Genomic DNA, 22,598 nt, shown 5'->3' with positions numbered 1-22,598 from the left:
CGAAGCAAAAAGTAATAAGATTCACGCAATGGAGGGAAGCCTCGTCTTAACAAAGGCGATGTGTTTTCCATTTCAGAGAGCTGCGACCGAGAGCATGTAGATTGAGAACTGGGAACTTGGCGATTTCAATAAACGATCGATTCTAGGGAACAATAGGCAAATCCTACATCTTCTATTGACACAGTGGAGGACACCGTGTCTTTCATCACAGTTCGCGGTATATTCGATCGATTATTACTTCAATTTGGGGGCAAAGAAGCGCGTGGGTTTTTTTAATCGCTTTTCCTTATCCAGGGATATGGGTATGGACCTGGGAACTGCCAATACACTGGTCTATGTATGTGGCAAAGGCATTGTTTTGGCAGAACCTTCAGTGGTGGCGATGGACCAAAAGACTAAAATGCCACTAGCTGTAGGTGCCGAAGCCAAAAAAATGTTGGGGAGAACCCCTGGTGATGTAATTGCGCTGCGCCCCCTGCGCGATGGTGTGATTGCTGACTTCGACACGGCAGAAGTGATGCTAAAACACTTTATTACCCGTGCGAATGAAGGTAGTAATGTAATTCGACCTCGGTTGGTAATTGGGATTCCCAGTGGCGTAACTGCGGTAGAACGGCGAGCGGTAATGGATGCAGCACTCCAAGCAGGTGCTAGTGAAGTATTCCTGATCGACGAACCGATCGCAGCGGCAATTGGTGCGGGTTTACCCGTGTCCGAACCGACTGGAAATATGATTATCGATATCGGTGGGGGGACGACAGAAGTTGCCGTACTGAGTTTGCAAGGTTCGGTGATCAGTGAGTCTGTAAGGATTGCTGGTGACGAATTGAGCGACTCGATCGTCAATTACATGAAGAAAGTCCATAACCTGGTAATTGGGGAACGGACAGCCGAAGAAATCAAAATCCAAGTTGGTTCTGCCTATCCAATGCCAGAGGATAACGATATTACGATGGAAGTTCGCGGCTTGCATCTCCTGTCGGGATTGCCCCGCACAGTGACGATCAAAGGCCCCGAAATTCGTGAAAGTATGTCGGAACCCCTGTCAGTGATTATTGAAGCCGTCAAGCGCACGCTAGAGCGGACTCCGCCGGAATTAGCATCTGACATTATCGATCGGGGAATTATGTTGGCAGGTGGCGGTGCTCTCCTCAGAGGCATCGATACGCTCATCAGTCATGAAACGGGGATTGTGACGCATATTGCCAACGATCCGCTCACCTGCGTAGTCCTGGGTACTGGTAAAGTGCTAGAAAACTTCAAACAGATGGATCGAGTCTTCAGCGGTCGATCGCGCAGTCTCTAGTAGTCTTGGGCGTATATTCGGACGGGATTCGGGATTCGGGATTCGGGATTACAAAATAGTCCTTTAACTTGCGCCGATTAGTACTAGTCAATTGTATGGGTGGAGGGAAAATTTAGGTATTCCCAACACCCTAATTCTCATTATTAATTAATTAACAACAAACAACAAAAAACAAGCAACGAACTATGTTTACTTTGCGCCGCTGGTGGGATAAAAATGCCCTAAAATTAGCAGGATTCGGAACTGTCATCGGTGTTACGTATCTAGTGTTGCAAACTCAGAATGCGCTAGTATTTGAAGCGTATAATGCGCTGTCTGAAACATTTCAGCCCAAAGCTCGCCAGATAGACTCGCTCAAAACCGCTCGGGTAGAGCAACTCCAAAATGAGTTGCAAGAATTGAAGAATCAAAATCAACAACTCAAACAATTAGCAGGTTATAGCGCGTCAGTCCCTAATAAAGGAATTCTGGCACCAATCTTGCTCCGTAGTGCTGATAATTGGTGGCAACAAGTTGTAATTGGGCGCGGGAGTAGCGATGGAATTGCGATCGACCACATTGTTGTCGGGATTGGTGGGGTTGTCGGTCGAGTTGTGAGTGTATCCCCACATACCAGCCGTGTGTTACTAGTCAGCGATCCCAATAGTCGGATGGGCGTTCTCATCAGTCGGACTCGGAATATGGGCATTCTGCAAGGAACCCGTACCAACCAAGCCGTATTACAGTTTTTTGATAAACGTCCGCTGGTTAAAAAAGGTGATGTAGTTTCGACTTCTGCTGTAAGTCAGTTATTCCCGACCGGTTTGGCTGTGGGTAGAGTAATTGAGACTAACTTAAATAAATCACCCGCACCAGAAGCGATCGTTGAATTTACGGCCCCACTAGGTAATCTGGAATGGGTGACAGTTCATCCTCACAATCCTCATGCAGTTGAGGCGACTCCAGTTAAACCCCCAGTTACGACTGCTCCATCTGCGCCGCCAACCAAACCACGTTAGTTTAGTGGATAGTCAATAGTGAATGGTAACGTTTTTACAGGAGCATAAAGGTTAAATCGATCGATATGAATATTGCTAATTTAAATCCTCTCGTTCGGACTGGACTCGATTTATCGATCGTCATTTGTTCGGTCGGTCTATGCTTATTACTATTGCCTACCCGTTTTCCTGGGATGGAAATTTTAGGAGTCGGCCCAAGCTGGCTGGTGATGTGGACGATCGTTTGGAGTCTGGGTCGATCGATTTGGCACGCCACGACTGCGGGGATTGTGCTTGGACTGATTCAGGATGGGATGACTTTTCCGGCTACAACCACACTGGGGACGATGCCCACTCATGTGTTGAGTTTGACTATTGTTGGCGTGCTAACTTTTTGGCTGCACAAGCGACGCTATCTAGATGATACAATTTTGTCAGTTAGTCTTGCTGCTTTGCTGCTGACGATCGTCAGTGAATTGGTGACTGGATTGCAATATCTACTACAAATAGCGATCGAGCAATCGCCAGAAGCCAGTTTTGACAGCTTTAGTTATCTGTGGACGAATCAATCTCCAGTCATCTTAATTGCCGCCATCCTGAGCGGCTTGTGGATGCCAATCCTCTACTACCCATTACATCTCTGGTGGCAAAAAATCTCCGCTGCCACAAAGTCGATTTAAATCAGTTCCTAAAAGTCGATTTAAATTAGTTCCTACTTACGAATTACGAGTTACGACTTACGACTTATTTCAATGAGTTACTGTCTCAATCCTAGTTGCTTGCACCCAGAAAATCCACCTCAGAGTAACTTTTGTCGAAATTGTGGTGGGAGATTGAGATTGCGCGATCGATATTTAGCAGTTCAACCGATTGGACAAGGTGGATTTGGGCGAACATTTAAAGCGATCGACGAGGACAAACCATCTAAACCATTTTGTGTGATCAAGCAGTTTTTTCCGCAAATGGAAGGAGCCACTGCAGCCCAGAAAGCGGCTGAATTATTTACTCAAGAAGCAAGTGCTTTAGAGCAGTTAGATTATCAGAATATTCCTAAGTTACTTGCCTATTTTATCACCTCAGATGGTCGGCAATATCTCGTCCAAGAATTTATAGACGGTCAAAATCTCAAAACTGAGTTGGAACGACAGGGTAAATTTTCAACAGCCCAAGCCAAAGAATTATTACTGTCTATTTTACCAACACTAGATTATATTCATCAGCGCGGTTTTATTCATCGCGATGTTAAACCAGAAAATATTATTCGACGTGCTGATAATCGTCAGTTGTATTTAGTCGATTTTGGTGCAGCAAAAGTGGCAACCACAGATCCTCAAATGCAGGGAACGACAATCGGTACACCTGAATTTATGTCCCCAGAACAAGGATGGGGCAGGGCTTACCCTTCCAGCGATCTATATAGTTTGGGTGTAACTTGTCTGCATCTATTAACTGGTGTTTCACCATTTACCTTATTCGATGATAATCGAGGCGAGTGGATTTGGAAAGAAAGTTTGACCGATCCGATCGACCCACAATTAGGTGCGGTAATAGATAAATTAATCCAACCTAAACCGATCGATCGATATCCAAGTGCCAAAGATGCGATCGAGGCATTACATGGAAATTATATGGCGATCGATCTTAATCCTCCGCAGTCTCAGATCGCCTCAGCAGTCACTTATTTACCCGAACTAAAGCTCAACTTTCAACAGCCGAATATTACCCCATTAATCGAACTAGATTTGCCGAGCGTCAGTATCTCAATACCCACACCTAAACCTAACTCTAATTGGCAAGAAGACCATCTCTCGATATGGCATAGTAAGCCAATTAATGCGATCGACATTTCAACAAACGGTCAATATTTAATTAGCGGTGACGATGGTGGAACTGTAGCAGTTTGGAACCTAATGATGCCCCAACAACCAATCGCCACCTACTGCAATCATTATCCAATTTATGCAGTAGCAATTAGTCCCAACTGCATCCAAATTGCCAGTGGTGATAAAAATCGCCGCGTCCAACTCCGCCGCCGAGAATCAGTAATTAATTCACTGCAAGAATTGCACGCAGATTTTAGTAGTGTCGATAGTCATCATGGATTTGTTTATAGCGTTCGATTTAGTCCCGATGGCAACATTTTAGCTAGCGGTGCTGCAGATCGTCGTATTCGCTTATGGAATACCGCTACAGGTAAAATTATCTCTACTCTCAGTGGGCATGAAGAGGCCATAATGGCGATGCAATTTATGCCAAATGGCAAAATATTAATTAGTGCGGGTATCGATCGATCGATCCGATTCTGGGATGTAGAACAGCGACAACTACTCAAGACAATTGAAGCTCACGAACAACCGATCAATGCTCTAGCAATTAGTCGAGATGGACAACTAATTATCAGCGGTAGTAACGATCGCACTGTCCGAGTTCGCCAATTGGGAACACCCAATAGTCATATCTTACAAGGACATCAAGCAACCGTTCTTGCCGTCGCAATTAGTCCCGATGGTAAAACGATCGCCTCTGGCTCAATGGATGGCATGGTAAACCTCTGGGATGTCGATAGCAAGCAATTAATTAATAGTTTCCAGGCGCATCAAAATGCTGTCAAATCGATCGTCTTTCAAATTAACGGACAATTCCTAATTACCGCCAGTCTCGATCGAACTCTGAAAATCTGGCGAGCTACTAAAAACTGACTTCGGCTATCCCTTAAAGTTGCGATGGGGCTTTACTCCCTCCCCTTGTAAAGGGGAGGGCTGGGGTGGGGTAAAGATCTGCACAGCAACATTCCCCCCTACCCTCTATTCCCTAATTCCTGTTTAATACGATCGACAATCGAATGTTTATCGATCGTATCAAGAATTTGAGTGATGACAGATTTTGGGCTATTGTCCCCCCAGGATGCACCATTAGCTAGGTAAGTTTTGGTGACTTGACCGATCGTATATGTGGAGACTCCCGCAATACTAGCTTGAGTCAGGGCAATAGCAGTATAAGGCGCGATACTAATTCCACCAGTAGCGGGGGCAAGAATGGCCAGCAAGCCTTTGATTCCACTCAATCCGAGGTTAGCGACAAATTCGCTAATTGTCAGCCCGCCCATGCCCATTGCCATCGTCTGGAGCAGCCCATTTGCACCCGATCGAGTCATCGCAATCCCATAAAATTTAGACAGTCGGATAATCATGGCGATATCGATCGCCGTACCTGCAATAATATCGGCAGCAGTAATTGGATTGAGCGCAATCGCGATCGCTTTAGTCATGACCGATTGCCAGATAATATCATTTGCGGCTTCATCCCGACTATCCATCTTGCGATCGATTAGGTGTTTTTGGATGCGATCGGCTGCTAACATCGCATTGAGCGCGGCTAGGGATTTACCTTCGCGTTGGAGGATTTCCACGATGCGCCACTTCAATTCAGCGACTTGGGGCTTACCTGGATGATAACTCACGCCCATACTGCCATCTTCCCGTCGTTCCGCACGCATAGCAACTGGTGCGGCGGCTACCATAATTATTTCATTCGGGCTGAGAATTTCTTTGACACGCTCGTCCCGAATTTTGGCATATATGGCTAGCTTATCGCGATCGGGATAGCGATCTACTTTATTAAATACCAGTAAAATTGGTTTGCCAGCAGCTCGCAATTGGGAAAGAGTTTGTAGTTCGAGTTCGGTAATATCTCCCGCAATCATAAATAAAATTAAATCTACTCCACTTGCAATTTCATGGGCAAGTCGTTGACGCTCTTCTCCAGCCACTTCATCGATACCTGGAGTATCGATAAATTCGATCGCTTCTTGTAAAGTAGCTGGAGTGTCTTTATCTAGATCGAATTCATCTTGCCAATTATCAACTTCCCAAACCACCTGCTGGCGTTCTTGTGTCACTCCATGCAAAGCACCCGCTTGAAAGATCTCCTGACCGATTAAAGCATTCAGCAGCGAAGATTTACCTCGTCCCACCAGTCCAAATACAGCTACTTGAAATACCGATCGGTCGAGCTTAATCAGCATATTACTCAATTCGGCAATCTCTGATTCTAATCCAGTTCTTTCCCGCTGACTCAGATCTAAATTTACTAAAATTTGCCGTAAACTATTCTGAGCCTTTTGATAATTTTGCTCCGATTGAATCGTATTAAAACCCTCGATTGTACTTGCTAAATTTTCCGAATCTTCTAGCGATTGACTCATGGGGAAAGGGGGGAGTGAGGAGCGGGGAGCGGGGAGCGGGGATGTATTATTGTGTTGGGAATTTAAAGTTTTGGTATTTTCTTAACTGCCCGCACCTAGCTCCCCTCTTCCCCCTCAGTATTCTGATTTTCGATCGCGTGACATTAATGCGATAATTGCTTCTGGCGCGGTAATCTGTCCTTGCAATAATCGATCGACTAGTACCACAATCGGCATATAGATTTGATTTCGATCGGCAATCTGAATTAATACCTTAGTCGTATTTATTCCTTCTGCCGTTCCTTGTAGATCGGCTAAAACTTCAGTTAGGGTTTTCCCTTGAGCTAAACCATAGCCAACCTGATAATTACGACTGAGGGGACTATTACAGGTAGTTAAAAGGTCTCCCAAACCAGATAACCCATAAAAGGTTTCCGGTTTCCCCCCCCAATATTGCCCGATCCGAATAATTTCTGCCAATCCCCGCGTCAATAAAGCCGATTTAGCATTGTTGCCTAATTGTAAACCATCACAAGTACCAGCCGCGATTGCGATCGCATTTTTAACTGTTCCAGCAATTTCTACACCCACCGGATCGTCGTTAGTATAAACGCGAAATTTAGGGGAAGAAAATATCTCTTGAATTTTGGTGGCTGCATCAGCATTATCACTGGCAACTACTGTCGCGGCAGGTAATCCTTGTTTAATTTCCAGTGATAAATTTGGCCCAGACAAGACGACAATTGGATTATCTGGGAAAGAATTTTTCCAAAGTTGTGCGGGTGTCAAATTGGTTTGAGCATCCAATCCTTTTGTCGCTGTAACGATAATTTGATGGGATTCGATCGATCCTTCCAATTGTGCGATAACGGCCCGAACTCCCGACATTGACACCGCCGCAATAATCGCTACTCGATCGATAATTGTATCAGGTAAGTCTTCACCACAATTTCGCGACCAAATTGTCGGCTCATATCCATTAATCTGTGTCAATTTAGCTAATGCACTACCCCAAGCACCAGCACCAATAATTGTGATTCGATCGGACATTTAGAAAATTAATCCTAGTATTAGACAGATAATGTACCCGATCGAACTAGTTGGCGAATGCTGCTGACACAATTCGTACAGCTACATCTAAATTTATCTACAGCAACCCGTTTTAATCGCCTCTGGTAACTTGTATGAATCAAATGTATTTGAATTATATCACTATCCTCAACAAGGTTCAAGTTTTGGGTAAATAAGTAGATTTAGACAAAATATAGATAAATTTCTCGAAACAGATACTAACCCCGATCGATCTGACCTATATTACAGCGACTTGCCATCAGATCAAACCGATCTCTACTGGCGCATCCTGGACGCAGCTAGTCGAGATCCAACCACTATCTGTTGAGATTGCGCCGCAACTCGATCTAGCCTCACTGCAATTACCTGTTTCGATCGAATCTTGTCAGCGAATTGCGATCGTACCCAAATGTTTAATCGAGATTGAACATCACGATTAGGAGAATCAAACTCTTATCAATGAAGTCGCCGAGAATAATCGACTTGAGTAATCATTAACCGTCACCCCACCAAAGTGTATTGCCGCAACTTGCCTGCTAGAGCAATGGAATATTTCGGTATCTTGGTAGCGTGCTAAAAAAGCGTTTTGATAATCTTCCATCGCTCGACTGTTAATTATCCCCAACTTATTTTAATCGCTAGTTTGGCGATATTGTTCGATAAAATCTTGGACTATTTGGCGGTACTCGCGCATAGTTTCATCGACCCAATTGCGATCGTTCCCATTGACATAAATATGGACTAAAGGTTCACCAGCATCGGGGAGAATTAATACCCATCGATCGTCTTGATAATTGATAATTTTAACCCCATCTTCGGTATCTAGATATTCGGGCTGATGATTTTCGAGAATATGCCGCATCAAGCCACCTTTAGCCGTCCAGGGACAGCGGAGGGAGTGACTGCGATAAAAGACGCGGGGAATCTCGGCACGGAGGCTGCTGAGGGAACGTTCTTGACGAGTGAGCATTTCGATCAGTTTGGCGATGCAGAACATCGCATCGAAACCAGGATGAAATTCGGGAAAGATAAAGCCCATTTCGCCGCTACCGCCGAGGACGACATTGGGGAGCTGCTGACAGGCTTCCATCAGAGCGGTGGGACTGGCTTTGGTGCGCTTGACTTTGCCGCCATGACGACGGACAATTTGTTCGATCGCGCTAGATACTTGGACGGGGACGACGACGGTACCGCCAGGGTAAGCTGTGAGGACGATTTGGACCATTAATGCGGTGAGCATATCGCCGCGAATTGGTACGCCTTCTTCATCGACGAGGATGAGTTGTTCGCCGTGGGCGGAGACTTGCACGCCGAAGGAGCCTTTGAGGGCGACTACCACATGTCCGAGTTGGTTTAAGAGGGCTTCCCGCTCATTGACGGTCAGGGACATCTGGTTGAGGCTGGCATTGAGGACTACTGCATCGCAACCAAATTTGGACAGCAGGATCGGCAATATGGCACCAGAGACGGCATAAACGTAATCGACAACTACTTTGGTGCCAGCATGACGGATTGCATCGATATTTAGTTGTTTTTGGAAGGCGGATTTATAGATTTCCATCCCTTGCGAGAAGCGATTGACATCACCGATTTCGGGGATGCGCGCTCGGCGTAAGTCTTCTTTGAAGTAGGCAGATTCAATTTTTTTCTCCTGCATGGTGGAGATATTGATGCCGCGATCGTCAAAGAATTCGATTAAGATAGAATCCATTCGATCGGGGTGCAATCTGACGTGAATACCGCCGATCACATTTACTTCGTCTTGCCGTTGGCGCAAGGCATAGATAATTTTCCGCGCGACAGGGATAGCGGTGGCTTCTAAGTCTTGAATATTAATCCCTACGGACATTAGACCCGCAATTAGCGATCGAGATACCATTCGCGATACATTTCGTTGATCTCGTGAGACTGTTACTTGGGTACCTGGTTTTAGGGTAGAGCCATAAGCCGCGCCCAGTTTGACAGCAAATTCTGGGGTAATATCGATGTTTGCTAAACCCTGAACCCCCCGTTGGGCGAACAGATTGCGGTGAGCAATTTGTCCCCAAATTAGATTCAGATTCAATACAGCTAAAGGTTCTATTTCTTTGTTTGGCCAAACTCGCACATTCGGATTAATTTGGGCTTCCTCGCCCACATTTGATAACGCCCCCAAAACCGCCCCTTCTAGCACTTGAGCACCGCGTCCGATCCTCACCCCGCGCGCCAGTACACAAGCCCGAAGCTGGGCATCCTCTCCAACGATCGAGCCATTGCCGATAATCGGCCGCTTGAGATTGGCACCGCGACCGATCGCGACATTATCACCAATTATCGTCTCGGCGGAAATTTTCACCCGCGCCCCAATTTTACAGTTGGCACCAATCACCGCTGGAGCTTCAATTATTGCACTCGGATCGATATAAGTATTGGCCCCGATCCAAATTCCTGGGCTAGTTTCAGGGAATGGCCAGTCTAATTTAACCTTACCCCGCAGCGCGTCATATTGTGCCTCACGGTAGGTGTCGAGTTGACCGATATCGCACCAATAACCATCGGCGACATAGCCGTACAGGGGGATATCATGAGCCAGAAGTTGGGGAAATAAATCTTGGGAAAAGTCGGCTTCGGTATCGGGATGGAGATAGTCTAATACTTCTGGCTCCAGAATATAAATCCCTGTATTGACGGCATCCGAAAATACTTCACTCGCCGATGGCTTTTCGAGAAAGCGACGAATGCGTTGATTTTCATCGAGAATTACGACACCAAAGTCAACAGGATAAGGAATCTGAGTCAAAATAATTGTCGCTTTAGCACCTTTTTGACGGTGAAACTCGATCGCACTGGTAAGGTCGATATCCGTAAGACTATCTCCACTAATCACCAGAAAAGTCCCGCCCAGAATTTCCTCTACATTCTTGACACAGCCCGCTGTACCTAATGCTCGTTCGGCTTCGATCGCATAGTGAATTTTAACCCCAAACTCGCTCCCATCACCAAAATAATTCTGGATCACCTCCGGCAAATAGTGCAGTGTGATAATTACCTCGGTAATCTGATGGCGTTTGAGCAAATTAATAATATGCTCGGCGATCGGTCGATCGATCGCTGGTACCATTGGTTTGGGTAGTTCGCAGGTCAAAGGTCTCAACCGCGTCCCTGAACCTCCAGCCATCAATACTGCTCGCAGTTGCATATCTTCTCTCTAGGGGGTATTCACCCAATACATCTTAAATCAGTTGACAGCGAAATTTTTACGGGCAGGGGAAACTAGATCCCGAACTGAAAAGTGGGTGAAATCGCTCTGAATATTAGTCATCCAAAGCATTTCACAAATAACGATCCATCTGAAAAGATCGGATCTCCCCTCATACCATTAATTGTTTGCTATTTCTAGAGACTGTGCCTCAGGCGATCGCATAGATTAATATATCCAGGCTCGATTGCATTAGCGATCGACTAGCCGTTCGATAATTTCGGGAATTAGTCTAAAATAGATTGTAGATTGCCATAATAGTGCAATTTCACCGCCAATTCTGTAACAACCGTCATTAAGCAAGATTTTAGGTAAGACGTATGAACTTCGTGGTAATTGGTTTAGTTGGAGCATACGGGTATGGAGTCTGGAAATTTTCGCGCAACTTCAATCGGACTAATTATCAACGTACTCTCCCAACCAAGATCGTTTTAGCTCTGCTCTGGCCAGTTTGCTATATTGTCAATGGTTCCTATCGTCAGAATTTTAATAAAGCCTTAAAAGGTGGCGATTGACATAGTTAAACTAATTAATAATTACCTCATTAGTATTAAACTCCTACTTTGGTTTTAACCATGCTATTCGATTTATTTTTTTTCCCTTCCTGATAAATTTCTGACTTTCTTAACTTATCGCTAATAGATGCCGCCATCGATACCGCCACTGCTGGATCGGATTTAACTTTAGCATATTGTCCCATTGGTTGATATTCAGGCACTAAATCGTGGAGCACGGATACACATTCAGTCACTTCACAATCGGCTGCGGCACCCAGCAGACTGGTGAGTTGAGGTGATAGCTCATCCCAGGCTAATTTAGCTTCACGAGCGCAGAAAATCTTGGGATGTCCAGTTGGTAAAGCGGCATCGCAATCGATTAATAGCTCCTCATAAATTTTTTCGCCAGGACGTAACCCAGTCACTTCAATTTTGATATCCTTGTCGGGTTCCAATCCATGTAAGCGAATCATCTGGGCGGCAAGATCGTAGATTTTGACAGGTTCGCCCATGTCGAGCAGGAATACTTCGCCACCTTTAGCCATTGCTCCGGCTTGGATCACTAGAGTAGCCGCTTCTGGGATGGTCATAAAGTAGCGAGTAATATCTCGATGAGTGAGGGTAATCGATTTACCAGCAATGATTTGGTCGCGAAAGCGCGGGACAACAGAACCACTACTGCCCAAGACATTCCCAAATCTCACCATTGTAAAACAGGTATCGTGAGTGGGCAGATCGGCTAAAGCTTGGAGTACCAACTCAGCTACGCGCTTGGTTGCACCCATGATATTCGTCGGGCGGACGGCTTTGTCGGTGGAGATCAGCACGAATTTATCAACGCCACAATCGATCGCGCATTGAGCCGCAGTCAGCGTACCATTAATATTGTTAACCATTCCAGAGATCGGATTTGCTTCAACGATCGGGACATGTTTATAAGCTGCGGCATGATAAATAATATCTACGCCATATTTCTTGAGTATTCCCTTTAAAGATCGATTGTCTGTAACAGAACCCAAGCAAGCAATTTTGTTCAGGCGGGGATACTGTTCGCTGAGTTCCATGTCCATTTGATACAGCGCAAACTCGTTTAACTCGTAAACAAGTAGCATTTTTGGTTGCTGTTTGGCAATTTGACGACAGAGTTCCGAACCGATCGAACCACCACCACCAGTAACTAATACGACTCGATCGGTGATATCGTGTTGAAGTAATTCGGGACGAGCGGCGATCGCTTTACGACCGAGTAAATCCTCCAAGTCGATCTCGCAGGTGGGATTAACGGACAGATGACTGCGTAAAAGTTCGTTAATGCGCGGTACAGTTTCGATCGGTACGCCCAGAATTTGTAGTCTTTGGGTAAGATCGCGTTTGCGTTGGTTATCGATCGAGGGCATTGCCAAGAGAATTTGCTCAAAACCAATGCTGACTTTGAGTTTGAGTAACTCGGCTGGAGCATATACTGTAATACCTTGAACTTTTCGACCTTGAAGATGGGGATTGTCATCGACAAAACCAACGATCTTTTTGCCCTTTTCTCCAGCTAAAACTTGAGCGAGGAGGCAACCATTATTGCCCGCCCCGTAGATAATTACGCCACCAGTTTCTCGACCAAAATCATCAATCCGGCGCATTTTGCCTAACATGAGCCGGATACCCAGCCGGAAAGAGATCGTAAGAATTAGAGTGAGCATTCCATCATTCAGCAGGACATAAGCTGGAATGGTGGAAACTATGGTCGATCGATCGATAACTGCAATCGCTAGACAACTAGTTAATACTGCTTTGGCAATTGTGAAGATAAAGCCCCCACTGGTATATCGCAATACTTGTTGATAAATACTAAACCACCAAAACAATCCAAATTTAATGGCGATCTCTAATCCAACAAAATTGCGTTGATGCCATATTTCTGCGGGCACGCGGTCAAATCCACATTCAAAAGCGATCGCCGTACTAATTGAGATTACGAACAAACTGATATCAACAAACATCAGAAGTGGATACTTCCGATCGTTAGAAAATGCATTAACAAGTTTATTGAGCTGGTTGTAAAACTCTGAAAAAGTGAAGGCTCGTTCGTCTTTTAACGGTGGATTAATCATTTACTTAACTTATTATTGCAGAATTTTTCAGACTTTAAAAACTAATTTAGTGTAAGTATTCAAATAATTTATATCCCTCTAAAAAAATAATTGGGAAATTTTATCCCTCGATCTTGCGGCTCGTTCATTTTCAGCCTTAAGAATTGTAGTCCAAAAGAAGTATTGTCTTGCTCTGAAACACGCCGATAAATTTTGGGTCGAACTGCCGACCTACTTGTCTTTATTATTCAAATAATCGCAGACCAGATCGGGATAGTTTTAAAAATTTCTGGTATTTACCAACGATGGAATCGAGCCTTTTTAAGTTCCTGTCCCAAAATTGGCGAGTTTGGGGAATAGTCGATCGTGAGCTTGTATCTGGATAAAAAGGTGACAGTTGACGACGATATTTTTAAAGATCGACTCTATGTTCTTGACTACGTATTTATCTGGTGGTGCTACGAGCGGCTACTGCCCACAGGATATCAGATGCATGACTTATTTAGTAGGCGACTACTGGCCGGAATTCGATCGATATCTACAAGCTATCCGTACCGAGCGAGATTACCTGTTGTTACCTGCTGAAGGTCGGCGCAGGCGGAGGGGCAAAATTGCTATCCTCAAACATGAATCTAAGTGAAGAAGCGTAAAAATTGCGGCGAGATTCGATCGAGTTTTCCCGATATCGGTGATAGTGGGTAAGAGATACTCGCGCACGACTCAATATATCAAAACTAATTATTCAAAATGTCTAGTACAATATCCAACGTAGATCGGACAGTTTTGTCTCAACCCGTTTTGGGTTCGCGCCGCTTTAGTAATTTCTTTTGGGCGATTATAGTTTCCATCGGTGGTATTGGTTTTCTGCTAGCTGGACTCTCTAGTTACTTCCAAGTCAACTTACTTCCCATCGGCAATCCTACCGCCTTAATATTCATGCCCCAAGGCATCGCGATGACATTCTATGGTGTCGCGGGAACCCTGCTTGCTACTTATTTATGGGTCGCGATTCTCCTCGACATCGGTGGCGGCTACAATAAGTTCGATCGAGAAGCTGGCGACATTACTATTTTCCGCAATGGTTTCCCAGGTAAAAATCGCCGGATCGAACTCGTCAGTAAGATTGCTGACGCTCAAGCCGTCCGAGTCGATATCAGAGATGGACTCAGCCCCCGTCGCACCCTCTACGTGCGAATCAAAGGTCGTCGCGAAATCCCCCTCACTCGCGTTGGCGAACCAATTTCCCTCGCCGAACTAGAAACCCAGGGTGCGAATTTAGCTCAGTTTTTGGGAGTACCGTTGGAAGGATTGTAACTAGTTGAAAGTTACAGACAATCGGGTAGGGGTAATTCATGAATTACCCCTACCCGATTGCTAATTTTGAGACAAAGTTCGATCGAACAGGGTCAGTTTCTTGGAGTAGTGCGGTAAAATAGTAATCACGACAAATGTGGAGTTGAATCCGATGCAAGTTGCGCTCGAAACTGTAATCAGCGATCCGCAGGTAGATATTAGTCAAGGGAACAGTCAACGTCAAATCTCGATCGAGGTATCGGCACTAGCCGAACCAGAAGATCGGCAATTACCGCTAAATTTATGTTTGATCTTAGACCATAGCGGCTCAATGAAAGGTACGCCGCTAAATACTGTCAAGCAAGCTGCGAAAGAGTTAATTAGTGGTTTGAAACCAGAAGATCGGTTGTCGATAGTTGCCTTCGATCATGAGGCGGAAGTTATCGTACCCTGTCAACAAGTCACCGATCCTACAGATATTTTCGCACGGATCGATAAATTGCAAGCTGCTGGTGGAACAGCGATCGATGCGGGGATTAAACTAGGTATTACCCAACTAATCGAAGGTAAACAGGATCGGGTATCCCATGCATTTATCCTCACCGATGGCGAAAACGAACATGGCGATAACGAACGCTGTATTAAATTAGCTGGATTTGCTACCGAGAGCAATATTACGCTCAATACCCTCGGATTTGGCGAACATTGGAATCAAAATATTCTCGAAAAAATCGCCGACACCGCCGCAGGTACCCTAGCATATATTGCCGAAGCAGCTCAAGCAGTCAGTGAGTTTGGCAGAATCTTCAATCGGATGCAATCAGTCGGTTTGACGAATGCTTATCTCCAACTAGAATTAAAGCCCAAAGTTCGACTCGCCGAACTCAAACCAGTCGCTCAAGTCGCTCCCGATACGATCGAATTAGCCGTCGAAGATGATGGTAATCTCCAGATCGTCCGCCTCGGCGACTTAATGAAAGATCTCTCGCGGGTAATCCTCGTGAATACCTATATCGGACAACTTGCCGAAGGCGAACAATCGATTGCGACTCTCCAAATCCGCTATGATGACCCTGCGAAAGGTTTAACCGATCTCCTCACCCCACCCGTCAGCGTCAATGTCAACGTCATCCGCAATCATCAACCAGTAGTTGAAAGCAACGTCCAACAACAGACTCTCGCTCTTGCTAAATATCGTCAAACCCAACTCGCCGAGCTGAAACTCCAACAAGGAGATCGATCTGGTGCAGCCACCCTCCTTCAAACCGCCGCCAAAACAGCACTGCAAATGGGCGATACCAACGCCGCTACAGTTCTGCAATCCAACGCCACCATTCTTCAAGGTGGGGAAGATCTCTCAGAAGCTGATAAAAAACAGACCAGAATGGTATCTAAGACTATTTTACAATAGTGGACGAGAATAAATGGCTATAGTCTATAGAACCCATTTGAGATCTTTTTAGATTCTAGTGTGGGAGGGTGGGTTTTGTTTAAGATCGAATAGTAACATCGACATTAGATTGCATAAACCCACCCCTACAGATCCAATATATTTGGATTTTGAATTTAATCCAAAATCCAAATATATTGGATCTCACCGATTAGAAACTCGTCAATGCTGGCGCGAGGGATGTCAAAGCCTGCATCGCAAATTGCAAGGCAAAGATGGCAATAATGGGGGATAGGTCGATCGAGCCGATTGGTGGTACGAATCGAAACAGATTGAGATATGGGTCGGTAACTGGACTCAAAAAGCCGACAACTTGCTGCATCCAGTCAATATTTGGGAACCAAGTTAATAGAAGTCGGACAAAAATAATAACTAAGTAAATATTGAGGAAGTTGGAGAGACTGACAACTAGTAATGGTGCGATCGCCGAATTATTCATAACAAATACATAAAAATTATTGTATAAGCAAAATCTGCTGCAATTAGTTTAACCGATCGACTGATACTTATGACTGGTTTGGCATACCGTACTAACCGACAGCAACTAGATCGGCGCGTGTTGCTTAATTCTGAGGATCGACGGATGGTTTAATATTGATGTCCTCATCCGCACGCTTGATGAGTTCGTCGATCGAATCGCCAGGAACGTGACCTAGTGAAGATCTGACTGAATCGATCGCATTATTTAGGTCGCTAATTTTATCATCTAAACTCTGTCGGGCGGTTTCCATCCGATCGAGCGTCCGACGACGACTGGGCTTCAATGGTCTTTTTTCGCCACTTTCCCCCGATAATCTACCACTTTCAGTTTCATCATCGATCCGATTCATTTTTTGACTGACGAGCGAAGCCCCAACGATACCGCCTACGACACCGCCGACCAAAGTTCCCAACCAAAATCCACTACCAAATCCATCCCGATTGCTCATCGATCGATCTCCCACTTAAAATTACTATCTTACTAATTATCGCCTAGCCGATCGCTTTCAACACTTCTTGAGACAGCCGCAAGGTCAGTCATCGGTTTCAACTCAAAGGCATATTCGGTTACAATCCGATCGCCTAGTAAATGCTCTTGAATAATCCGTTCGAGCACTGCGGGCGTAGCCGAATGATACCAAACACCGTCAGGATACACAACTGCAATCGGGCCGTGATGACAGACGCGCAGACAGTTGGCTTTCGTCCGAAAGATACACCCCTGCGGTGCATCGGGAGCGTCGAGTTTTAATGCTCGGAGTCGGCTCTTGAGATAATCCCAGGACTCTAAACTAGCTGCTTTCGAGCAACAGAGGGGTTTAGTCTGGTCGGCACAAATGAAGATATGACGAGAGATGCGATCGAGTCCTAAACTATCGATGCTCTCTTGGAGGGGCTTTGTCAACGAGTTAGTAAATATTTGAGGATCGAGCAATTTATCATCTATATCCATTGTGTCGCTACATCTCCTTTTCTGTCGAGGTTATCTAACTGCTGGTGTAACTACTGGAGTTGGTGACGGCGAACTCGTCGTTGCTGGAGCGATTTGCGTCACTTCTAGCTTATAGTTGCTACTAACCGCACCTGGAAGTGGGACGATTTCGATCCGATATTCACCAGAAAGCGGGAGATTACCTTGCCAGTTGACTGTATTTTTGGCAAAGACATCTACATTTGCCTGATTGGGTGCCAGGATATTCATGGTTGCACCAGCCGGGGTGCTAGTCAAGGCAGCTTTGAGTTGTTGTCCAGCGGTCAGATTCAGACTAAAAACGGTCAGTTGTGCTGGATTCAATGGACCTTCTTTGACTGACAGTTTACCGACTTCTACCACCAAAGTTTCTGCGGCAACTGAAGTGGGTACAGGTGTGGTAGCTGGAACGGGTAGTGATGGATCGGGACTAGCAATCGGGACTGGGTTTGGAGTTGCTGGATTTGCTGAGACTGGCGGGGTAGGAGCGGTAGTCGGAGTTGTGATAGGTGGCGGAGTCTTAGAAGTATTGGAAGTCGTCATCGATCGACTAATCAAAATGATCGGGATAATAATCACCACAAATGCGACGATTGCCGAACTCAAGGCAATCCCCCAGGGTGTATTTAAGATCCCCCGCAGTGGATTTTGTTGCGGAATATTTTTGACTGGATAACTAGGTCCAACTGTTGTCGATCGCTTGACTCGCGATAAGGGGACTGACTCTTTGTTATCGTAGCTCATGGATGGCCGCACAGTACCAGTGGGTTGGCTAAAATTGCTCCGATTAAGATCGGTTGATATGGCAGGCGAACCAACAAAGTCCGACACCGAGCGCAAGGCTTGGGCGACTTCATTAGCAGACTGATACCGACTATTTGGCATCCGACTGAGCATTTTATTGAGAATTTTGGCAAACCACGGGGTGAGAGTTGGTACCCATTGATGCCACTTCCAGGTCATGGTACTTTTGTCAATCAGACTTTCGGGTTTTCGTCCCGTCATCATCACGACAACTGTAACGGCTAATGCGTATAAGTCACTATTGGCATAAGCTTCCCCTGTTTGGAGTTGCTCGCCTGGAGCGTATCCAGCCTTGCCAACAGTCGTGCCTTGGTGAATTTGGGTGGAAACTTCTAGTTGTGTTACACCTGCTTTGACTACGCCAAAATCAATGAGAACGGGTAACTTATCTCGATCTCGAAAAATAATATTATCGGGAGAAATATCGCGGTGAATGATGCCCATTGCATGGATATGAGTCAACACGGGTAGCATATTTTGGAGAAACTCTACTGCTTCAGCTTCGCCAAAGGTTTGACTATTTTTTAGTCGATCGCTGAGAGTTTTAGCAACTGTTTTCCCATCTGCGTATTCCTGCACCAAAAAGAGGCGTTTTTGCTCTTCAAAGTTGGCCCGAAACTTGGGAATTTGGGGATGGTCGATCTGGTATAATACCTGAGCTTCGCGATGAAATAGCTCCTTAGATTTTTTCAGCGCATCGCGACCGCGATCGTTGGGACTAAATTCTTTTAGTACGCACATCTCATCAAAACAGCCAGTGTCTTGAGCCAAATAAGTGCGTCCAAAACCCCCCTGACCTAATACTTTGGTCACGCGGTAACGCTGTTGAAGCAATGTTCCCAAGGGAATTGGTGGTTGCATAACCTGAACTTACGCCTTGAACTAAGGAGAATATAAGGGTTTACGAAAATCTAACGCATTCTGACCTTACAATAATATTTTAGTCAAAATGGAAAGATAACTTGCGATGGCGATCTCGAGGTTGGTTAATTATAGTATGAAGAAGACAGAAACTTCGATTACGGGCAATATCGATCTCTAGCCGCTCTTATCATACCCTCGCATTTGCCAGGATCGTTCATCTGTGTGTAATAAACTGGAAATAAAAATTTTGCTGGTTGATGATGAACCTGCTCTGACCGAACCATTAAGTCGGCTATTGACCAGGGAAGGTTATGCTGTTAACGTCGCTACAGATGGTCTAGTTGGCTATGACTTGGCAAATGCAGGTTATTACGATCTGCTAATTTTGGATTGGATGCTACCACATTTGACTGGGCTAGAAATTTGTCAACAATTACGCGATCGAGGCGATCTTACGCCAGTATTATTTTTAACAGCTAAAGACACCCTCGACGATCGAGTGATCGGGCTAGATGCAGGTGCAGATGACTATTTGGTCAAACCTTTTGAATTGCGAGAGTTACTTGCAAGAGTTCGCGCTCTGCTACGGCGGGTGCAAATATTAGATCCCCAGCCGACTCAATCTAAACTTCAAGTAGACGATTTAGAATTGGATTTAGACAATCAACTTGCCTATGTAAACGGACATAGTATCGAACTCTCGGAAAAGGAAACCCAATTACTCGGTTATCTAATGCAACATGCCCGACAAGTCCTCACTCATGGTCAAATTCAAGCACATCTGTGGGGTGAAAATAATCCGCCAAATAGCAATGTGCTGGCTGCTCTAGTCCGACTGCTACGGCGTAAAATTGAGGTTAAAGGTTCGCCGGAGTTGATTCAGACTATTTATGGGAAAGGTTATCGGATTGGGAAGTTGAAAGTTGAAAGTTGAAAGTGAATAGTGAACTCAGTTGCTTGTGTAGGGTGTGTTAGCGTAGCGTAAAGCACCACCAGAAAGGTTAATGGTGAGTTTCATCTATTATTATGCTCTTTAAATTTTTAATCGAATGGTTACTTCCCCAATAATCACAGCAGCGTCATTGGATAGTTATTTGGCAGAGGGATCGAAACTCGATCTGAAGATTGTCGATTGTCGATTTGCACTAGGAGATCCAGATTTGGGTAGACAACAGTATGAAACTGCTCATATCCCTGAGGCTTACTATTTAGACCTAAATCGCGATTTATCGAGTCCAGCAGGTGTACATGGAGGGAGACACCCACTACCAGACGATCGAGTCTTGGGAGACAAATTAGCAGCAATGGGGATTAATTCTGACACCTTGGTAGTTGCTTATGATGATTCGCGCTTTGCTTTTGCGGCGCGGTTCTGGTGGTTGTTGCGTTATTACGGACACCAACGAGTCGCACTACTCGACGGTGGTTATCGTAATTGGATCGAAGCTGGTTATGCTGTAACTGCGAATCTACCAGAAACCAGCGTTCGGGGTAATTTTCAGCCGCAAATTCAGTCAGAATGGATTGTCGATATCGATCGAGTCAAAGCAATTCAACACTCACCCGCTCACCGACTAATCGACTCTCGCGAACCCGATCGATATCTGGGAAACACCGAACCGATCGATCCTATTGCGGGACATATTCCCAGTGCCGTCAATTATCCCTGGCAAGACGTGTCTACACCGGAAGGTTTCGTTTTACCAGTGCAGGAACAACAACAGCGTTGGACGGCAATTTCGCCGGATATAGAGCCGATCGTCTACTGTGGCTCGGGTGTGACGGCTTGTGTCAATCTGTTGTCTCTCAATCTAGCAGGAATCGATGGAGCCAAGTTATACCCAGGGAGTTGGAGTGATTGGTGTTCTTATTAGGGATTAGGGGTTCGGGATTAGGGATTCGGGGTTCGGGATTCGGGATTTGTTGGGAATTACCTTAGCCTAAAATCAACAAATATTCACCATCCACCATCCACTTACTTCGATGTACTGTCGAGATGAAAGGCTTGTGCTAAAACTGCCTGTTCTTGTGCTCGTCGGACATAGGGTTTAACTTGACTGGATTCCCATCCAGTGAGGATCTGCATTGCTTCGAGAGTTAAACCTCTGGTGAGCATTTCTACGCACCAAGTGGATTGAGCTTGTTCGATGCGAGGTTGCTCACCTGTGGGCGCGATCGTTTCACCGATTAATTGTTGCCATTGTTGGCGCAAACCTGCTTCAGTTAAAGCAGTTCCATCTGCATCGATAAATAGAGCCAAATGAGCATCTTTACGACTTCTGAGCCATTGAGTCAGGGGATTTTTGAGATAAGAACCGTATCTTTTACCCGAAATCCATTGATTGACAGGAACCTGACGCACCAATCCTTGAGTAATTTGAAATAACTGTCGATCGTTACTGCTAATATGATTCGATCGAGTCAATAAAGCAATCTCACTCGGACTCAATCCCGAGCCGAATAGCACATAAACGATCGCATAAGCCTGTAAGCTGTGTTTTTTAGCTTGGAGCATGATCTGATGCACGATCAAACCAGGTAAATCGAGGGAAATTTCTGTATGATTAGCAAGATTAATTGAGACTAATGGAGAACTATTGCTAGCAACTGCACCTGCTAAGAATAAGGCGACAACTCTATCTAAAAAATCCTCTCTATTCCGCCACAACCCGTGAAATTCACTAGTTAACTCGATCGTGGCATATCCAAATAACAACGTATTTAATAAACTAGCTAATTGCTCGACAGGCAATTGTAAATCTGCTTGCGATTCCCCGATGGCGGTTTTTAGATACTTGGCTACTCGCCGATTTGCTCGATCGAAACTGCGTCCCAATCCTTGGCGATTCTCGATCGAATATTGCCCCGATTCCCCGACTAACGATCGAATCACTGCCGGAGTCTGTTCTAGTGCTTGTAAACAAGTATTGGCATATTCTCTGAGCATTTGTGGCAAGCTACTCGCTGGCGGTAAGTCAGTGACTAAATTCTGTCCTAATTGTGCGAATACATCAGCGTCTTCAATCACCGCTAGCAGCAAACCATGTTTATTCCCAAACTGGCGAAATAGAGTAACTTCATTCACCTGAGCCAATTCCGCAATCTGCTTAGTCGTAGTTTCATTCACCCCTTGACTGGCAAATAATTTGATCGCGGCATAGATTAATTTTTGGCGAGTCAGATTGCGGGAAGATGGCATAGTGGAAGGTTGCTGGAGAGGTGCTGCGGTAGCCATCGAGGGAGAAGGGGTGTGGGGGTGTGGGGGTGTGGGGGTTTGCTCGCGTAACTTTCGATCGTTATCGATCGAAAATGCAAGTGGTACTTGCACAACTGAAAAAAGGTTGTTAAGATGTGAATGCAAGCGTTACTTGCACACCTTAT

General features: G+C 45.3%; 19 protein-coding genes. 10 read left to right on the top strand and 9 right to left on the bottom strand.

The window, feature by feature from the left end:
• Window positions 1–298: 298 nt before the first annotated feature.
• The 4 genes from RMO55_RS11590 to RMO55_RS11575 all read left to right on the top strand — a co-directional run bounded on the left by RMO55_RS11590 (window position 299) and on the right by RMO55_RS11575 (window position 4,982).
• Window positions 299–1,306 carry a rod shape-determining protein gene (locus RMO55_RS11590; RefSeq protein ID WP_396134271.1) on the top strand — a complete coding sequence of 336 codons (1,008 nt, stop codon included), beginning with the start codon at window positions 299–301 and terminating at the stop codon, window positions 1,304–1,306.
• 185 nt (window positions 1,307–1,491) lie between these two features.
• Complete coding sequence (gene mreC / locus RMO55_RS11585; protein WP_310426684.1) at window positions 1,492–2,304, top strand: rod shape-determining protein MreC; 813 nt, start codon at window positions 1,492–1,494, stop codon at window positions 2,302–2,304.
• A 65-nt stretch (window positions 2,305–2,369) separates the two neighbouring features.
• Window positions 2,370–2,963, top strand: coding sequence for a rod shape-determining protein MreD (gene mreD, locus RMO55_RS11580; RefSeq protein WP_310426683.1), 594 nt, complete (start codon window positions 2,370–2,372; stop codon window positions 2,961–2,963).
• 72 nt (window positions 2,964–3,035) lie between these two features.
• Entirely contained in the window at window positions 3,036–4,982 is a 1,947-nt protein-coding gene (locus RMO55_RS11575) for a serine/threonine-protein kinase (protein ID WP_310426681.1), read from the top strand.
• A 98-nt stretch (window positions 4,983–5,080) separates the two neighbouring features.
• On the opposite strand, the gene RMO55_RS11570 is transcribed toward RMO55_RS11575, so the two are convergent.
• The 3 genes from RMO55_RS11570 to RMO55_RS11560 form a co-directional block, all read right to left on the bottom strand.
• A complete protein-coding gene (locus RMO55_RS11570) occupies window positions 5,081–6,487 on the bottom strand; it encodes a GTP-binding protein (RefSeq protein WP_310426680.1) in 1,407 nt (468 codons plus the stop codon).
• 114 nt (window positions 6,488–6,601) lie between these two features.
• Entirely contained in the window at window positions 6,602–7,516 is a 915-nt protein-coding gene (locus RMO55_RS11565; protein WP_310426678.1) for an NAD(P)H-dependent glycerol-3-phosphate dehydrogenase, read from the bottom strand.
• Between the two features lie 652 nt (window positions 7,517–8,168).
• Entirely contained in the window at window positions 8,169–10,709 is a 2,541-nt protein-coding gene (locus tag RMO55_RS11560; protein ID WP_310426711.1) for a mannose-1-phosphate guanyltransferase, read from the bottom strand.
• Window positions 10,710–11,095: 386 nt separating this feature from the next.
• Between RMO55_RS11560 and RMO55_RS11555 the strand changes: the two genes are divergently transcribed.
• Complete coding sequence (locus tag RMO55_RS11555) at window positions 11,096–11,290, top strand: hypothetical protein (RefSeq protein ID WP_310426677.1); 195 nt, start codon at window positions 11,096–11,098, stop codon at window positions 11,288–11,290.
• A gap of 35 nt (window positions 11,291–11,325) precedes the next feature.
• On the opposite strand, the gene RMO55_RS11550 is transcribed toward RMO55_RS11555, so the two are convergent.
• Entirely contained in the window at window positions 11,326–13,377 is a 2,052-nt protein-coding gene (locus tag RMO55_RS11550; protein WP_310426675.1) for a nucleoside-diphosphate sugar epimerase/dehydratase, read from the bottom strand.
• Between the two features lie 472 nt (window positions 13,378–13,849).
• Here RMO55_RS11550 and RMO55_RS11545 point away from each other — a divergent pair, with 472 nt between their 5' ends.
• The 3 genes from RMO55_RS11545 (at window position 13,850) to RMO55_RS11535 (ending at window position 16,060) form a co-directional block, all read left to right on the top strand.
• The gene (locus RMO55_RS11545; protein WP_310426673.1) at window positions 13,850–13,996 is read left to right on the top strand and encodes a hypothetical protein; all 147 of its coding nucleotides are present in this window, start codon (window positions 13,850–13,852) and stop codon (window positions 13,994–13,996) included.
• A gap of 107 nt (window positions 13,997–14,103) precedes the next feature.
• Window positions 14,104–14,670, top strand: coding sequence for a photosystem I assembly protein Ycf4 (locus tag RMO55_RS11540; RefSeq protein WP_310426671.1), 567 nt, complete (start codon window positions 14,104–14,106; stop codon window positions 14,668–14,670).
• A gap of 151 nt (window positions 14,671–14,821) precedes the next feature.
• Window positions 14,822–16,060 carry a VWA domain-containing protein gene (locus RMO55_RS11535; RefSeq protein WP_310426670.1) on the top strand — a complete coding sequence of 413 codons (1,239 nt, stop codon included), beginning with the start codon at window positions 14,822–14,824 and terminating at the stop codon, window positions 16,058–16,060.
• A gap of 190 nt (window positions 16,061–16,250) precedes the next feature.
• Here RMO55_RS11535 and RMO55_RS11530 read toward each other — a convergent pair whose 3' ends face one another.
• The 4 genes from RMO55_RS11530 to RMO55_RS11515 form a co-directional block, all read right to left on the bottom strand.
• The gene (locus RMO55_RS11530; RefSeq protein WP_310426669.1) at window positions 16,251–16,538 is read right to left on the bottom strand and encodes a YggT family protein; all 288 of its coding nucleotides are present in this window, start codon (window positions 16,536–16,538) and stop codon (window positions 16,251–16,253) included.
• A 124-nt stretch (window positions 16,539–16,662) separates the two neighbouring features.
• A complete protein-coding gene (locus RMO55_RS11525) occupies window positions 16,663–17,028 on the bottom strand; it encodes a hypothetical protein (protein ID WP_310426668.1) in 366 nt (121 codons plus the stop codon).
• Between the two features lie 32 nt (window positions 17,029–17,060).
• A complete protein-coding gene (locus RMO55_RS11520; RefSeq protein WP_310426667.1) occupies window positions 17,061–17,531 on the bottom strand; it encodes a ferredoxin in 471 nt (156 codons plus the stop codon).
• Between the two features lie 30 nt (window positions 17,532–17,561).
• Complete coding sequence (locus tag RMO55_RS11515; protein ID WP_310426666.1) at window positions 17,562–19,214, bottom strand: serine/threonine-protein kinase; 1,653 nt, start codon at window positions 19,212–19,214, stop codon at window positions 17,562–17,564.
• A gap of 241 nt (window positions 19,215–19,455) precedes the next feature.
• Here RMO55_RS11515 and rppA point away from each other — a divergent pair, with 241 nt between their 5' ends.
• Together rppA and RMO55_RS11505 are read left to right on the top strand one after the other, a co-directional pair.
• Window positions 19,456–20,151, top strand: coding sequence for a two-component system response regulator RppA (gene rppA / locus RMO55_RS11510; protein WP_310426709.1), 696 nt, complete (start codon window positions 19,456–19,458; stop codon window positions 20,149–20,151).
• Window positions 20,152–20,266: 115 nt separating this feature from the next.
• Window positions 20,267–21,091: a sulfurtransferase gene (locus RMO55_RS11505; RefSeq protein ID WP_310426665.1), complete on the top strand. Its 825-nt coding sequence runs from the start codon at window positions 20,267–20,269 to the stop codon at window positions 21,089–21,091.
• Window positions 21,092–21,192: 101 nt separating this feature from the next.
• Here RMO55_RS11505 and RMO55_RS11500 read toward each other — a convergent pair whose 3' ends face one another.
• On the bottom strand, window positions 21,193–22,545 hold the full coding sequence (locus tag RMO55_RS11500; protein ID WP_310426664.1) for a TetR family transcriptional regulator: 1,353 nt from the start codon (window positions 22,543–22,545) through the stop codon (window positions 21,193–21,195).
• Window positions 22,546–22,598: the final 53 nt, after the last annotated feature.

Source organism: Chamaesiphon sp. VAR_48_metabat_135_sub, from assembly GCF_031418915.1.
Classification (GTDB): domain Bacteria; phylum Cyanobacteriota; class Cyanobacteriia; order Cyanobacteriales; family Chamaesiphonaceae; genus Chamaesiphon.
The sequence above is the reverse complement of the archived record's forward strand: the minus strand, read 5'-3'. Positions and strand labels throughout refer to the sequence as shown.

Coding starts and splice junctions, on each gene's coding strand:
- RMO55_RS11540 (WP_310426671.1), top strand. CDS start 14,104: ATGTCTAGTACAATATCCAACGTAGATCGGACAGTTTTGTCTCAACCC.
- RMO55_RS11535 (WP_310426670.1), top strand. CDS start 14,822: ATGCAAGTTGCGCTCGAAACTGTAATCAGCGATCCGCAGGTAGATATT.
- RMO55_RS11530 (WP_310426669.1), bottom strand. CDS start 16,538: ATGAATAATTCGGCGATCGCACCATTACTAGTTGTCAGTCTCTCCAAC.
- mreD (WP_310426683.1), top strand. CDS start 2,370: ATGAATATTGCTAATTTAAATCCTCTCGTTCGGACTGGACTCGATTTA.
- RMO55_RS11575 (WP_310426681.1), top strand. CDS start 3,036: ATGAGTTACTGTCTCAATCCTAGTTGCTTGCACCCAGAAAATCCACCT.
- RMO55_RS11545 (WP_310426673.1), top strand. CDS start 13,850: ATGACTTATTTAGTAGGCGACTACTGGCCGGAATTCGATCGATATCTA.
- RMO55_RS11520 (WP_310426667.1), bottom strand. CDS start 17,531: ATGGATATAGATGATAAATTGCTCGATCCTCAAATATTTACTAACTCG.
- RMO55_RS11555 (WP_310426677.1), top strand. CDS start 11,096: ATGAACTTCGTGGTAATTGGTTTAGTTGGAGCATACGGGTATGGAGTC.
- RMO55_RS11550 (WP_310426675.1), bottom strand. CDS start 13,377: ATGATTAATCCACCGTTAAAAGACGAACGAGCCTTCACTTTTTCAGAG.
- RMO55_RS11515 (WP_310426666.1), bottom strand. CDS start 19,214: ATGCAACCACCAATTCCCTTGGGAACATTGCTTCAACAGCGTTACCGC.
- RMO55_RS11570 (WP_310426680.1), bottom strand. CDS start 6,487: ATGAGTCAATCGCTAGAAGATTCGGAAAATTTAGCAAGTACAATCGAG.
- mreC (WP_310426684.1), top strand. CDS start 1,492: ATGTTTACTTTGCGCCGCTGGTGGGATAAAAATGCCCTAAAATTAGCA.
- RMO55_RS11590 (WP_396134271.1), top strand. CDS start 299: ATGGGTATGGACCTGGGAACTGCCAATACACTGGTCTATGTATGTGGC.
- RMO55_RS11565 (WP_310426678.1), bottom strand. CDS start 7,516: ATGTCCGATCGAATCACAATTATTGGTGCTGGTGCTTGGGGTAGTGCA.
- RMO55_RS11525 (WP_310426668.1), bottom strand. CDS start 17,028: ATGAGCAATCGGGATGGATTTGGTAGTGGATTTTGGTTGGGAACTTTG.
- RMO55_RS11505 (WP_310426665.1), top strand. CDS start 20,267: ATGGTTACTTCCCCAATAATCACAGCAGCGTCATTGGATAGTTATTTG.